The organism is Bacillus sp. BC08 (genome assembly GCF_054326875.1).
The window spans coordinates 1,054,712-1,068,924 of record NZ_JBTGPA010000031.1; the positions used below are offsets into that span (position 1 = coordinate 1,054,712).

Here is a 14,213-nt window from a genome sequence, read left to right on the forward strand (position 1 = left end):
TGCAGACATTAAGACTCCCACCACAAAATTCGGCTGGAGCAAAGAAGTTCGGTAAGAGTTCCATTTCCCATTAACACTAGAACGGTATGAGCTCACTATCATTACACGTTTAATATTAACAACATTCAGAACTCTTAGTCCACAAAAAAGAACCGATGTAATCAATCGGCTCCTCTAAATACATATTGTTCTTTCGGTTGTTCAACTTTATTCCATTTCGTTACTTCTAAAACAGGAATGTTCGCATGGAATGGCTGATAAAATTCCGTTGATATCTCTCCTTCAACTTGAATCCAATCATCATTGTTCCATTCTACCCCTTCTGGTTTTTTCACTAACATACCATATACACCAGAATCCGCTACACAATGTATAATACCGAAACGGAATAAGAAATATTGTTCTTTTTTAGAAGAATCATCTTTGAAAACAAACCCTTTATAGGATAATTTTTTTCCAGTAAACTCGCCAGGGTAATTATAAATTGTTTCCATCCCTTTTAGAAAATCTTCATCTTTTAAAGTAATACTATCTTTCGTAACAAACTCTTTTTTCCCTTTCTCCATTACACCACGGTATCCTTCTTTACCGTAATAAATGCTCGTATCAGGTCTTAGAAATTGCCTTGTCATAAATGGATCTTTACTTTCTGCTTGTGCTACTGGAAAATGAAACCCTTTCGCCTTAACAATGTCCGAATCTAATGTTGCAATTGGGAAAAACAATCCTGTGACTATCGGAAAACAAAATAATGTGTACGAAAATGCTTTTTTCCACCAAGTATTTTCATCTTTCGAATGATCATGCCCGCAATGGCTATGATCACAACCACAATTGTGCTGTTCTTTTTCTTTTTGATGTTCTTTTTGGAAAACGATAATAATTTGAACGACCGTTAAAAAACCTAAAATAATAGCTGCTGTTGTTGATAAATAGGCATACTTCATATTGATATATTTCGTAATATTACCTGAAATATGAAGCTGCGCGATTAAGATTGTAAAACCTAATAATATATATGCTCGAAACATAACCTACCACCCCATCGCATAAATGAGTAGTGAGCTTGCATAAACAACAAGTGTAACTGTAACTGTAACGACAATTACAAATTTCGTTTTAAATGTTGCAAGCATCATAAACATATTTTTAATATCCACCATCGGCCCATATACGAGGAACGCGACAAGTGATGCTGTTGAAAATGTACTTTGGAAAGACGAAGCAATAAATGCATCCGCTTCTGAACAAAGTGATAAAATGTAAGCAAGACCCATCATAACAGCTGGTGAAGAAAACGGCCCTTGTCCTATAGCAAGAAGTGTTGAAGTTTGTACGAACGTTTGAACTGCAGCTGCAATTAACGCACCTAATACTAAATATTTTCCCATCGAGAAAAATTCCTCAACAGCATGCGTACATACATCCCACATTTTTTTACGTAATGGACGCTTATGATTCACTTCTGGGAAGTGATCATCTCTTAATTGATGTTCTTTAAACATAAATGATAATATAATTCCAACGATAATTGCTACGATAATCGCTACAATAGAACGATACCATACCATGTGCATACTACTTCCAAAGGCAACATAAGTTGCAAATAATACGACGGGATTAATAATTGGTCCAGTTAACATAAATGCAATCCCGGCATATGGCGGAACTCCTTTTCCGATTAATCGTCTTACAATCGGAACAATTCCACATTCACAGCCCGGAAACATCATCCCTAAAAAAGTAGCCATTAAAACAGACAGAAAACGGTTTTTCGGCATCCATTTTGCTACCATATCCTCTGTCACAAACATTTGAATGAATCCTGAAATAAATACACCAATGAGCACAAAAGGAAGTGCTTCGATCAATATGGAGATAAAGATTGTATTCATTTGCAGGAATGCTTTCGGTAATTGAAACAATTCCATGATGTATTTCCTCCAACTTTTCATTAACAATATGTAATTTTAACCCCATTTTATTAATTGGACAAGACTTATACGGAATTCACTCCCTTCATATACATTACATTTTATAAGTTATATTCTATTCAAAACTTTGGATTCCATAGCAAAAAAGCTGCTCTAGCGTAGTTATACAACTATGCTAGAGCAGCTTTCTTATCGTTAAAAGTAACGTTTCTTCCAAAATACAAATGCTAGTGTGAAAGACAGTGTTACACATATTATGAGTACAATTACAAAACCATGTGCTTCTCCTTCAAACGGAACCTTTACGTTCATTCCAAAGAAACTAGAAACCATCGTTGGTAGCGATAAAATGATTGTTATAGACGTTAACAGTTTCATAACACTATTTAAATTATTTGATATAACGGAACTAAAAGTATTCATCATTCCACTTAAAATGTGACTATATATTTCCGCCATTTCAATCGCCTGTTTATTTTCAATTAATACATCTTCTAATAAATCTTGATCGTCTTCATACATTTTTAAAAATGTACTGTTACGCATTAATTTTTGAATTACGATTTTATTCGCCTTTAATGATGTTGTAAAGTAAACTAAACTTTTTTCAAGGCCTAGCAATGTGAAAATTTCTTTATTTTTCATCGACTTATTTAATTGATGCTCTAAATCGATTGTTTTTCTGTTAATTTGCTTTAAGTATCTTAAATAATAAGTAGAAATCGTATATAAGAGCTGGAGTGCAAAGCGTGTCTTTTTAAACGTATAAAATTCTTTAATACGTTGATTAATAAAACGTTCAAAAATTGGATTTTCCTCTAAACAAATTGTCACAAAACAATCTGGCATGACAATCATACCTATTGGAATCGTGTCATAAATCGAATTTCCTTCTTCGTCATGTCTAACTGTTGGAATATCCACGATTATTAAAGTATTACTGTCTTCCTTTTCAATACGAGAACGTTCTTCGTCATCTAAAGGGTCTTTAATGAAATCTAAGTCTACATTTAAAGTTTGTACTAGATATTGAATTTCTTCTTCCGTTGGATGAAGTACATTAATCCAGCAACCCTTCTGCATTTCCTCAATCTCTTGTAGTTTTCCGTTTCGGTCTGTTAAATAAATATTTAACATACTATCACCCCGATTCTTTTTACATGTAGGAATCTACCTCTCTTACACAACAGTTTTTGAACCGCCATTCTCAGCATATGAAACATACGTTTAAATTTCAATAGAAAAATTATTTTGAAAACGTTTTTATAAGAAAAATATTTTAAACAAAGAAAAAGACAGAGTGCTCTCTGCCTTAAAAAGCTTATGTTGCCTTTATAACATATTTAGAAAGCATCCACAAGTTAAAGCCGACTGAAATCGTGTAACCAGCGTATGTTGAAATAATAAAACTTACATAATCAAAATACGGAAGCAATACAATATTTAAAACTATCTTCACAATAATGCCAATCACTAATCCTAGCACCGTTTTCTGTTGTTGATTAATTCCTTGTAACATCGCTGCCGTTACTGTAAAAAGCGAAAATAGTATACAAGCAGGAGCATAATATTGTAAAATAACTCTCCCCATCTCCGGATCATTGCCGGCACCAAATAAAAGAGTATATACTGGTTTTGCTAGCAACATCATTCCAATTGCTGCTGGTACCGTAATACCTACTACTAATATATTCGTCCTCGTAAAATGTTTGTACAGTAACTTCACATTTCCTGCTGTATAGGCTTTTGTCATCTCAGGTACGAGAGACATACTAAAAGCAGTCGCAACGGAAACTGGGATAAGTACAACCATCTGAACAAGACCAATTATTGCATTAATCTTCTCCGCTTCTCCTTGCATATATCCTATTTGTATAAGTAGTTTATTAATTGTAAATGTGTCAATCGTCTGATACAACGGAATTGCTAAACCAACGACAACAAACGGTATTGAATATGTAAAGAGCTCCTTGTACAGCGAAAAAAATGATTTCGTGGTTTGCGGTATACTTACCATTTCTTTTTTCTTTAAGTGCTTTCTCCTCTTTATGTAATATGCACTTAAAACAGTCAGTCCACCTATCGCTCCCATAAAGGCACCGAACGTTGAAATACCAACAGCTAGAGAGATAGAAGCTTTTAAAATATATAAAACGACAAAACTTCCTATCAAAATGGTTAAGACTCGAAAAAATTGTTCTACCACTACACTTAAAGCAGAAGGCCCCATCGATTGGAACCCTTGAAAGAATCCCCTTAATAAACTCATTACCGGTACAAGTATTAACGCAAAGCTTACAATTTGAATATTAGTTGTGACCGCCGCTACACTATTCCCTGTTTGATCATTTCCATCGATTACAAGTTTAGCTAAATGTGGAGCTAATATATATAGGGTTAAACATGAGATTACTCCCATTATTAACATAAAAAAGATGCCACTCTTTAGTACTCTCTTAACTGTATGGTAGTCATTCAGTTGATCATATTTTGATACCATTTTTGAAACTGCGAGCGGTAGCCCCATCGTCGCAATGCTGAGCATAATCGTATACGGGCGATATGCATACGTGTATAAAACGTACCCACTCGTACCGACCATGGCTGTAAATGGTATAACATATATAAATCCTAACATTTTAGATATCATCGTTGCCATCGTTAAAAATATCGTTCCACGTATAAACGGTGACCCTTTCATCACATTCCTCCGCTACGCTTTATTATTACACATTATGGACAACTCCTTTTCTTTAGAACCGAAACAATTAAAAAAAGCCAATGAAAAATCATTGACTTTAACGCGCTGCTTTTTTCTTTTTGAAATACTTTAAACCAAAGTATAGAGCAACAAAGAGAACCGCTCCTATAATTATGTAATGTGTGTAATCAGATGCATACTCTTTAATGTGTCGCCAATTCCCGCCAAGCTTTTCACCTAAGTATATAAATAGTATTGACCATGGAATAATCGCAACTACAGTATACAGTGTAAATAGTTTTAACGGCATTTTAGCTAATCCTGCTGGAATAGAGATTGCGTGACGTACGACTGGGATAAAGCGCGCAGAAAAGATTACTCCTGCTCCGTAACGCTTAAACCAACCTTCCGCTATGTCTAAATGGTGTTTATTAATAAGTAGATATTTCCCGTATTTCTCTACAACTGGACGGCCTCCATAGTATCCAAGCCAGTATAAAAAGATTTGGGCTAACGTACCACCGATTGTCCCAGCAATAACTGCACCGACAAAGCTAATTTTACCATCCGCTACTAAAAAGCCCGCATACGAAAGTACAATTTCACTCGGGATAATTTCAATCATTAAAGCTAGCGCTACTCCAAAGTAACCTAAGCTTGCAAAAAATTGCAATAACTGATCTATTATGCTTGCTAACATTTTATTTTCTATCTCCTTTTTTCTTCACATACCATCCCATTATTACATAAAGGTTGCATTCTGCCAATATCTTCATTCCAACAATATTATCTATTAATCTAGTAAGGTTTCTTTCTGAGGTTCTTTCATGAAGGCGAACATTTCTTTAATTTGTTCTTCAGTATTTCTAGCAATCGATAAATTAGGCAATTCATTTTCACCAAAAAACTCCACATCTTCTGTTTCAATACTCGTTTTCTTTTCGCCACCAATAATCTTACAGCCAATAAAAATTTTATATACATGCGTTGCTGAAGGCGATGGTTGATGTTTTTCTTTATCATATATAGCGAGTAGCTTAAAATCATCTACTTCATAACCCGTCTCCTCTATAACTTCTTTCGTTGCTACTTCTGTTGGCGTATAACCGATATCAGCCCATCCACCTGGCAATGCCCATTTCCCATCACTTTTTTCTTTCACAAATAATAACTTTCCATTTTGAAATACGACTGCTCTTATATCAACTTTCGGTGTTTGATAGCCCGTCTCATTTGCAAATAAATTCTCTACAACTTCCCAATCTGTCTTTGTATAATGTGACATCATCGAAATGGAAATATCCCGTAATTGTTGGAAACGCTCTATATCATACACATCTTTAGAATACGTTAAACCCGCTTGGGCTATAGCTTGTATTTGTTTTACCCAATCAATCCATTTTACCGTCATGTTTCCACATCTCCCATCCTCTTTTAATTGGATATTAAGTTAGTTTCACTGATACATCTTTATTATACAAAAAAAGAGATTGATAATGTTCCAATCTCTTTCAAAATTAATCCAATTCATGTAGGTGGTCATGTATATACTTTCTTCTTTTATTTATATATTCATAAATCATATCAGCTTCTTGATCAAATGTTTCTAATTTTCCTTTCATATAGGGATCTTGTAGTAAATATGGACGAATCGATTCACACAAACCTTCAACTTTCGGCCTCATAAACGAAACAGTAAATTTTTCTTCTAATATTTCTTCCAAAATACTTCGGTATTGTTTTCTAAATACAGGTATATCTAACAATCTAGCACTTAACGTGTTATAACCTTGAATACGAATATACTCATGATTAAGTGGTCTCCCTTGTACATCTCGCCCCCAAGTCGCATCATAATCCCACGGTATCACTTCAAATAAATTCGTTTCATCGTTATGATATAGTGCATAGTTATGAACAAAACCATCAAAGTTTTGCGTAAAAATTACGCCAGCTAACCATCTTAAATATTTGTCTACATGCAAAAATTTTCCAATTTCTTTTTCATAAGCTTCCCTCTTCAAAGTATTCGCTTGAAATACAAATTCACTCAGCTGTTCTTCGCTATTTTCATTCGAACATTTAAATTCATAACCCGCAAAAAGCTCAGTTTTAATATCTTTATCTCTCTCACTCATTAAAGAAAAATTCGCATCGTCATCGATCGCATAATAAATAGAACCATTCGGTAATCCTCTATTTTTCAAAAAGTTTTCATCTACTGATTCTAACTGTAAATATACTCCTTGAATTTGACCATTAATTTTTATAAATACATGTTGTGATTTTGGTGAAAGTACACCAATATCATGAAAAAAATCTAAGGATAATTTATTTCGTATGAGAGACGGATCCATAAACTCAGAATTTAAATGAAACTCTTTCGCACCTTGAAACTTTTTCGGTTTATAAAACATAACATGATAAGACTTTTTCTCAAATTCACGAATATGAGCCCCTCGGTATACGATATCAATGTCATACTTCTTTTTTCCATAAGTTAATTTTGCTGGCACTGGACTGTCTGACCAAATTTCTTTTTTCAATTCCACTAGGTTCATTGGATGAATAAAAAAATCATATGAAGGTAGCATATTTTCACATCCCTTCTCAGTTCTCTTCATTCAATGTATGCGCCTTGTCTTGTCCATACATCCGCTATCATCTATTTATATAAAATTACACTCTTGTCCTGTTCAGAAAGACGTCATATCTCATATCATGTTAAGGAAAAAGAATACCTTTTCACCTGAATACATGATAAGGAGGATTTCTATGAAACGTGATATTAGAAAAGCGGTTGAAGAAATCAAAAGTGCTGGGATGGAGGATTTTTTACATCAAGATCCAAGTGCTTTTGAGTGCGATGATGATAAATTCTCTCATCATCGATGTACAACAGGATGTAAATGTACAACTGGGGGTAAATGTCCAAGAACAAGATGTACTCGTGTGAAACATTGTACGTTCGTTACAAAATGTACGCATGTAAAAAAATGGACATTTGTTACAAAATGCACTCGTGTACGCGTTCAAAAATGGACGTTCGTTACGAAAGTAACGCGTAGAAAAGAATGCGTTTTAGTTACGAAAGTGACGCGTAGGAAACATTGTACGTTCGTTACAAAATGCATACGCTTTGAAAAGAAATTTTTCTGGACAAAACGAAGCTTCTGTAAAAAGTGCGAATTCTTCCCGCATAGAGACGGTCACTCGTGCGATGATTCATGTGATCATGGTAGAGACTGTCACGATAATGGACACAAATGGAATGATTGCAAAGGCGGACATAAATTCCCATCTTGCAAAAACAAGAAATTCGATCACTTCTGGTACAAAAAACGTAATTGCTAGTTTTTCATATAAAAAAAGGCCGTTTTCACGGCCTTTTTTTATGCTTACTGAAAATGACTTATATCTGCAAATTGCTTCACTTCACCTTTACCTTCTTCAAATTCTATTATACTAAGACTAGCACTATGCATAAATGGATCATTCCAAACATTTTCTATTTCAATACCTGCAAAATGTCCTACAAGTAGTTTTGCCGCTGCCGCATGGGAAACAATTAATATACTTTCTCCTTTATGCTTTTCTAGAAGAAGCTGTATCCCCTCAATTACCCTTTTATAAACAGACTCAAAATTTTCTCCTGATGTTGACTGAAAAAGATGTGGCTCATACCAAAACAATTGTATTTCGTCTGGGTATTGCCTTTCTATATCATCGACTGTCTGTCCTTCCCATATACCCATGTTAATTTCATAGAAATGCTCATCCGCAATTATCGGTATATCACGATCGCCCTTTATTAGCTCTGCAGTATGAAGGGTTCTTTCACTCGGACTACTATAAATCGCATCGATAGATAAATCTTTCATTCGATCTCCTAATTGCTTAGCTTGTAGCATACCGTTTTCAGTTAAAGCAGAATTTTTCCGCCCTTGCATTCGCTTCGCTACATTCCATTCCGTTTCACCATGCCTTGTTACATATACCGTTGTCTTCATTTCTCATTCCCCCTTACCATGTTGGCCGCAATTCCCACGGTTCTACTCGTCCTACAATCCATTCATCACATTTACTCTCAATTCCTTTCATTACCCCATACGATATTTCTTCATGGGTAAGCCATCTCCCGTATGTATCTTCTAATATAAAACCTAATATTATTCTATGGTAGCTACATCGCGTACCTCCTATTTTTTGTGCGGGCATACGCGACGCTTTACTACCTAAAATATGAAAAACGTTGTATGTTTCAGACGATAAGTCTAATTCTTTACAAATGAGTGATAACGTATCCTTCGCACTTACGTGTATCCATGCGATAACTACTGTTATGGGACCATTCCTCTCAATTGTACTTTTAATAGCTAGCTTTATATCGTCATCATTATGATAATCTAACGGAAGACATGTGATACTTTCTGGCGCAGCACTCTCTCGCTTAACATTTTCTAATTTCACTTCATCTCGTCCAATAATAGAAACATGAAACCCTTGCTCACAAAGCCACATAGAAACTCTCTTAAGCATTCCTGTTCCGCCAATTACTAGCGCATGCAACTTCTTTCCTCCCTTAGTAAAATGTCATATGAGGTTTATCTTCTCTATAATAATTAAGTCGGTCTTGCAATGTCCCTGAATGAAATTCAAACTTATGGCCGTCAGGATCAACAAAATATACAGACTCACAGTCCCTTATATTCCGTTCTCTTCCTTGTAAAATATGAACATCGTTTTCTTCTAATCGCTGCAGTAGGCGTTCAAAGTCTTTCTGTTCAACTGAAAAAGCAATATGCGTATAAGATTGATGAATCTCATTTCTCGGGATATGTGTTTCTTCATTAAGCGCTACCCATACCCCACATATATTGAAATATGCGAGTTTTCTCCCTTTAACTAATAATTCTCCTTCTAGTACTTTTTCGTAAAATGTAATAGAATCTTCTAAATTAGATACTGAAAAACAAAGATGATTGATTCCTTTTAACAACTCTAATTCCTCCTATACAAATAAAAGATGAGCGAAAATTCACTCATCTTTTATTATACTATTTCTTTGTAATATATGCCCATTTATAACTGAAGTCCCCACCAAACGTATGATTCGCAATACCTTTTACGTATGGTTTTTCTAAATATGCCGTACTTTGTTGGTACGTAGGAGAAATGGCAGCATCTTGACCAATTAAGATTTTTTCAGCTTCTGCAAGGGCATTCCAGCGTGCTTTATCATCTTTTAATAGTTCTCCTTTTGATTTTGCTACTAAATCATCATACTTCGGGTTAGAATAATCCATTTCATTAAATGCACTTCCAGTAACAAACATATCAATATAAGTCATTGGATCTGGATAGTCCGGACTCCATGCGGATAATGAGAATTCATATTCAAATTTCTTTTCTAACTCTAGCTTCTGCTTATATGGTTGTTGTTTCAAATTCACTTTAATACCTGGTAAATTTTTCTCTAACTCTTCTTTAATAAAGTCGCCCACTTTTTTACGGCTACCGTTATCATCATTTAGAAATTCTACTGTAATTGTATCTTGGCCAAGCTCTTTCTTCGCTTCTTCCCATAATTTTTTTGCTTTTTCCGCATTATCTTTGCTGTCACGGAAATTTTTATTTACAGAACGGAAATCTTTTCCATCTGGTCCTGTCGTAAATTTCTCAGGTACTAAGAAATATGCTGGTAATGATCCGTCATTTAAAATAACATTGGCAATTCCTTTTTTATCGTATGCCAGATCAATCGCTTCACGAACCTTTTGGTTTTTGAACGTTGCATTTTTTTGGTTAAAACGCAAGAAATACATACGTGGATCTAACTTCGTTTTAAATTCATCTGGCTTATTCTTTTTATATTTATCAACGAATTCAGAACTTAAAATTACTCGATCCGCTTGATCACTATCATATAAATTTACTCCTGTGCTCGTTTCCTTCACAATATTTACATTAATTTCTTCTAACTTCACAGTATCTTTATCCCAATAATTAGGGTTTTTCTTTAGCTGATAACTTCGTTCATGTTTCCATTCACTCATCGTAAATGGTCCATTATATAATAGTTTATCTGCTTCTAATGCATATTTATCCCCTTGTTCTTTCACATATTTTTCATTCAAAGGGAAAAATGTTGGGAATGAAGTAAGCTCAAGGAAATATGGTGCTGGTTGTTCTAATTCTACTACTAACGTTTTATCATCCTTTGCTTTTACTCCTAATTGATCTAACGGTAATTCTCCCTTATTTACTTTCTGTGCATTTTTCACATCAAATAAAATAAATGCATATTCAGCTGCCGTTGCTTTATCTAATGCGCGTTGCCATGCAAATACAAAATCTTGCGCTCGAACTGGATCGCCATTAGACCACTTTGCATCTCGTAATTCAAATGTATATGTCGTTTTATCTTCACTAACCTTCACATCTTTTGCCATACCCGGAGTTGGTTTATTATCCTTATCTAAACGATATAACCCTTCCATTGCATTGACAAAGGCACGGAATGATACAGAGTCCGTCGATTTTGACGTATCCATTGAAGGAATTTCTGCTGCTTCTAGTAAGTTTAAAACTTGCTTATCTGCTGCTCCCTTACCTGCTTCTTTCTTCGTTGTAGATGCCTTCTCCCCATTTCCGCAACCTGCAACTAATACACTTGTCGATAATGCAAATGCAGCAATCGTTGTTACCTTTCTCTTCATTCTTCCTTCCCCCAATCTATATGTATAAATGAAAGCTAGTATAATACATATTATTATACAAAAGATTCAGATTATTTCAAATATTATTTTTGTACAGTAAAAAAAGAAGCGGATAGAACGCCCTTCTATCCGCTTCTTTTTCTATTCCTTTTACTTGTAATCCATCCTCTATGTCAAATGGATTTTGAACTTTAAATATTTCGTCCATTATCTTCAAAAACTCTTCCTCATTTTTAGATTCTCCATTAATCGTCAATGAGTACGGCTCAATCTCGCCCAATTTATAGTCAACAACAAATTGGATCTTCACCTTTTTCCTTGGCATATCCGGACTTTCTCCTTGGAACTCTACCAATTCTAATCCTTCCGTGCCACGATAATATACCCAACCTGGATTTCTAAAATAATTTTCAAATGATTCACCAATGGAAAAGAACGGATATTCATATAGTGAGCCTGCACGAACCTTTTGTATAATATCTCGATCAGTCGGGAAAAAGAAATGGCTGAAAAAGATACTAGCAACCGCTAAAATCGTAACGATGGTTGCTCCCATTTTACTCGTTCCACCACTATCACGGATGAGATACTTCTCAACCGATTCATCTTGAATTTCTCGTGCTTTTATTCGATATATGCGCCTTTCTGCAAATTGATAATATAATCCATTCGCAAAAATAGCCATTCCAAATAAAATAAAAACGAGTAATAAAAACGTAAGAGGCACCATATTAATGATTGGCAGTGCTACGTTGAATCCCATATAATAAGAAAACGCATCGCATGCTAATAATAACAATATAAATAAAGCTGCAGGCAAATAATACTTACGATATCCAAGCCAACCTACATTAAAAATAGCCGCCCAACCATTCCAGCTCCACCTAGCAATCCGCTTTTCCTCAAGCTCCCATTTCCTTTTGTAATACGGATATTGTCTCCCTACATATACTTCTAATTCTTTGTCTATTAGCGAGCTTCCTTCACCTTGTTCATTATGCAAGGTCCGCTGGCAACTTTCACAATTCAACTGATTTTCCTTGCAAAGTTGCCCACAATTTATACACTTCAAAACAATCCCTCTTCTCATCCATACGTCATTTCAAAATACCTTCGTGTTTTAATAACCACTCTTTCCTCCATAAACCACCCGCATACCCAACAAGCTTCCCGCTCTTTCCTATTACACGATGACATGGAACGATAATTGAAATTGGATTACGACTATTCGCTCCTCCTATCGCTCGTACAGCTTTCGTATTCCCAACCTTCTCTGCAATATCTAAATATGAAGCACTTACGCCATAAGGAATAGTATAGAGCGCATCCCATACATTTTTTTGAAATGATGTTCCCTCAGCAGACAACGGGACCGTGAACTCTTTTCTTTTCCCCTTAAAATATTCATCTAGCTCATTTATACATTGATCTATCATTTCATTTTTATGTTCTTCCTGTCTCACATCAACAAATATAACAGACGTAATTCCTTTATCGTTCGCTGTAATTTCCAGCAAACCTAATTCACTTTCATAATAAGCCTGGTACATATGTCATCCTCCAATTCAATTCATATTAATTATTGTAACACGAATAGACAAAATTTTTCGTATAAGCGTTTTATTAGGGAAAACAAAAAAGAGAATGATACAATGTAAGAAAATTTAATCTAGGAGGCTGTTGGATGAATTCCGAACTTTTTTCATCTTATACAATTAAGGACGTTACATTAAAAAACCGTATCGTTATGTCACCTATGTGCATGTATTCATCAGAAAACGAGGATGGTCAAGTAACTAATTTCCATCTCATTCATTACGGAACAAGAGCTGCCGGTCAAGTTGGTTTAGTTATGATTGAAGCGACAGCCGTGTTACCTGAAGGAAGAATTTCTAACAAAGACTTAGGTATATGGAATGATAGCCTAATTGAAGGCTTACATAAAACGACAACTCTTATACATGATAACGGTGCAAAAGCTGCCATTCAACTCGCTCACGCCGGAAGAAAAGCAGAATTAGAAACGGATGCTCTCGCTCCATCAGCAATTCCGTTTAATGAAACAATGAAAATACCAGTAGAAATGAATATACAGCAAATAAAAAATACTATATTAGCTTTTCAGCAGGCTACAATACGATCAAAACAAGCTGGATTTGACGTTATTGAAATACATGGTGCTCACGGTTATCTTATTAATGAATTTCTTTCTCCACTTTCTAATAATCGGACTGATGAATATGGAGGCTCACCTGAAAATCGCTATCGTTTCCTACGTGAAATTATTGACTCAATAAATGAAGTTTGGAACGGACCGTTATTCGTTCGTATTTCAGCAAATGACTATCATCCTGATGGGTTAACGGTTCAAGATTACGTTCAGTATACAAAATGGATGAAAGAACAAGGGGTAGATGTAATCGACTGTAGTTCTGGGGCTGTTGTACCGGCACACATCGATGTATACCCCGGGTATCAAGTACAATACGCTAAACATATTAAAGAGCATGCTAACATTGCAACTGGTGCTGTTGGATTAATTACGACCGGGGCACAGGCAGAAAAAATTTTAAATAATAACGAAGCAGATTTAATTTTTATCGGACGTGAGTTACTTCGCAATCCTTACTTCCCAAGAATAGCCGCCAACGAACTTGGCTTTGAGTTACAAGAACCGTACCAATACAAGCGAGCACCAGGGAAAATCCATACGAATAAATAAAGTGAAACTTTAATCAGTGGGGGTTTTCTTCATCCCCCACTGATTATTAGCCCTCACCAATCGGACTTTTATGGGCAGTTGATCCCCCACCTAACTTCTTTGCTTTCGCTGCATTTTGAGGTGGGGGTCTTACTGCC

15 protein-coding genes are annotated in these 14,213 nt (G+C 35.3%); 2 read left to right on the plus strand and 13 right to left on the minus strand.

Annotated features, from left to right (window positions below; all coding sequences use genetic code 11):
• Positions 1-161 precede the first annotated feature (161 nt).
• The 7 genes from ACXVYO_RS15965 to cotH form a co-directional block, all read right to left on the minus strand.
• Positions 162-1,031 (minus strand): TIGR03943 family putative permease subunit, encoded by an 870-nt coding sequence (locus tag ACXVYO_RS15965; protein ID WP_458467769.1) that lies wholly within the window; start codon positions 1,029-1,031, stop codon positions 162-164.
• Positions 1,032-1,034: 3 nt separating this feature from the next.
• Entirely contained in the window at positions 1,035-1,931 is an 897-nt protein-coding gene (locus ACXVYO_RS15970) for a permease (protein WP_000418724.1), read from the minus strand.
• Between the two features lie 198 nt (positions 1,932-2,129).
• Positions 2,130-3,071, minus strand: a complete 942-nt coding sequence (locus ACXVYO_RS15975) for a magnesium transporter CorA family protein (RefSeq protein WP_458467770.1) — start codon at positions 3,069-3,071, stop codon at positions 2,130-2,132.
• 184 nt (positions 3,072-3,255) lie between these two features.
• On the minus strand, positions 3,256-4,635 hold the full coding sequence (locus tag ACXVYO_RS15980; protein WP_458467771.1) for a putative polysaccharide biosynthesis protein: 1,380 nt from the start codon (positions 4,633-4,635) through the stop codon (positions 3,256-3,258).
• Between the two features lie 97 nt (positions 4,636-4,732).
• On the minus strand, positions 4,733-5,335 hold the full coding sequence (locus tag ACXVYO_RS15985; protein WP_000881202.1) for an undecaprenyl phosphate transporter UptA: 603 nt from the start codon (positions 5,333-5,335) through the stop codon (positions 4,733-4,735).
• Between the two features lie 93 nt (positions 5,336-5,428).
• Positions 5,429-6,046 carry an NUDIX hydrolase N-terminal domain-containing protein gene (locus tag ACXVYO_RS15990; RefSeq protein ID WP_458467772.1) on the minus strand — a complete coding sequence of 206 codons (618 nt, stop codon included), beginning with the start codon at positions 6,044-6,046 and terminating at the stop codon, positions 5,429-5,431.
• Between the two features lie 106 nt (positions 6,047-6,152).
• Entirely contained in the window at positions 6,153-7,229 is a 1,077-nt protein-coding gene (cotH, locus tag ACXVYO_RS15995; RefSeq protein ID WP_458467773.1) for a spore coat protein CotH, read from the minus strand.
• Positions 7,230-7,410: 181 nt separating this feature from the next.
• On the opposite strand from cotH, the gene exsB reads away from it, so the two are divergent.
• Positions 7,411-7,989, plus strand: a complete 579-nt coding sequence (exsB, locus tag ACXVYO_RS16000) for an exosporium protein ExsB (RefSeq protein ID WP_016088231.1) — start codon at positions 7,411-7,413, stop codon at positions 7,987-7,989.
• Positions 7,990-8,033: 44 nt separating this feature from the next.
• On the opposite strand, the gene ACXVYO_RS16005 is transcribed toward exsB, so the two are convergent.
• The 6 genes from ACXVYO_RS16005 to ACXVYO_RS16030 form a co-directional block, all read right to left on the minus strand.
• Complete coding sequence (locus ACXVYO_RS16005; protein ID WP_063261336.1) at positions 8,034-8,645, minus strand: phosphoserine phosphatase 1; 612 nt, start codon at positions 8,643-8,645, stop codon at positions 8,034-8,036.
• A gap of 13 nt (positions 8,646-8,658) precedes the next feature.
• Entirely contained in the window at positions 8,659-9,204 is a 546-nt protein-coding gene (locus tag ACXVYO_RS16010) for a short-chain dehydrogenase (protein ID WP_458467774.1), read from the minus strand.
• A 13-nt stretch (positions 9,205-9,217) separates the two neighbouring features.
• Entirely contained in the window at positions 9,218-9,634 is a 417-nt protein-coding gene (gene fosB, locus ACXVYO_RS16015) for a FosBx1 family fosfomycin resistance bacillithiol transferase (protein WP_458467775.1), read from the minus strand.
• A gap of 58 nt (positions 9,635-9,692) precedes the next feature.
• Positions 9,693-11,354 carry a peptide ABC transporter substrate-binding protein gene (locus ACXVYO_RS16020; RefSeq protein WP_458467776.1) on the minus strand — a complete coding sequence of 554 codons (1,662 nt, stop codon included), beginning with the start codon at positions 11,352-11,354 and terminating at the stop codon, positions 9,693-9,695.
• A gap of 76 nt (positions 11,355-11,430) precedes the next feature.
• A complete protein-coding gene (locus ACXVYO_RS16025) occupies positions 11,431-12,444 on the minus strand; it encodes a DUF2628 domain-containing protein (protein ID WP_458467777.1) in 1,014 nt (337 codons plus the stop codon).
• Positions 12,445-12,451: 7 nt separating this feature from the next.
• The gene (locus ACXVYO_RS16030; protein ID WP_458467778.1) at positions 12,452-12,904 is read right to left on the minus strand and encodes a methylated-DNA--[protein]-cysteine S-methyltransferase; all 453 of its coding nucleotides are present in this window, start codon (positions 12,902-12,904) and stop codon (positions 12,452-12,454) included.
• Positions 12,905-13,038: 134 nt separating this feature from the next.
• On the opposite strand from ACXVYO_RS16030, the gene namA reads away from it, so the two are divergent.
• Complete coding sequence (namA, locus tag ACXVYO_RS16035) at positions 13,039-14,076, plus strand: NADPH dehydrogenase NamA (RefSeq protein WP_458467779.1); 1,038 nt, start codon at positions 13,039-13,041, stop codon at positions 14,074-14,076.
• The last annotated feature ends 137 nt before the right edge of the window (positions 14,077-14,213 follow it).

Excerpts from the sequence above, each read along its gene's own strand:
- ACXVYO_RS15965 (WP_458467769.1), bottom strand. The coding sequence starts at position 1,031 with ATGTTTCGAGCATATATATTATTAGGTTTTACAATCTTAATCGCGCAG.
- ACXVYO_RS15970 (WP_000418724.1), bottom strand. The coding sequence starts at position 1,931 with ATGGAATTGTTTCAATTACCGAAAGCATTCCTGCAAATGAATACAATC.
- ACXVYO_RS15975 (WP_458467770.1), bottom strand. The coding sequence starts at position 3,071 with ATGTTAAATATTTATTTAACAGACCGAAACGGAAAACTACAAGAGATT.
- ACXVYO_RS15980 (WP_458467771.1), bottom strand. The coding sequence starts at position 4,635 with ATGAAAGGGTCACCGTTTATACGTGGAACGATATTTTTAACGATGGCA.
- ACXVYO_RS15985 (WP_000881202.1), bottom strand. The coding sequence starts at position 5,335 with ATGTTAGCAAGCATAATAGATCAGTTATTGCAATTTTTTGCAAGCTTA.
- ACXVYO_RS15990 (WP_458467772.1), bottom strand. The coding sequence starts at position 6,046 with ATGACGGTAAAATGGATTGATTGGGTAAAACAAATACAAGCTATAGCC.
- cotH (WP_458467773.1), bottom strand. The coding sequence starts at position 7,229 with ATGCTACCTTCATATGATTTTTTTATTCATCCAATGAACCTAGTGGAA.
- exsB (WP_016088231.1), top strand. The coding sequence starts at position 7,411 with ATGAAACGTGATATTAGAAAAGCGGTTGAAGAAATCAAAAGTGCTGGG.
- ACXVYO_RS16005 (WP_063261336.1), bottom strand. The coding sequence starts at position 8,645 with ATGAAGACAACGGTATATGTAACAAGGCATGGTGAAACGGAATGGAAT.
- ACXVYO_RS16020 (WP_458467776.1), bottom strand. The coding sequence starts at position 11,354 with ATGAAGAGAAAGGTAACAACGATTGCTGCATTTGCATTATCGACAAGT.
- ACXVYO_RS16025 (WP_458467777.1), bottom strand. The coding sequence starts at position 12,444 with ATGAGAAGAGGGATTGTTTTGAAGTGTATAAATTGTGGGCAACTTTGC.
- ACXVYO_RS16030 (WP_458467778.1), bottom strand. The coding sequence starts at position 12,904 with ATGTACCAGGCTTATTATGAAAGTGAATTAGGTTTGCTGGAAATTACA.
- namA (WP_458467779.1), top strand. The coding sequence starts at position 13,039 with ATGAATTCCGAACTTTTTTCATCTTATACAATTAAGGACGTTACATTA.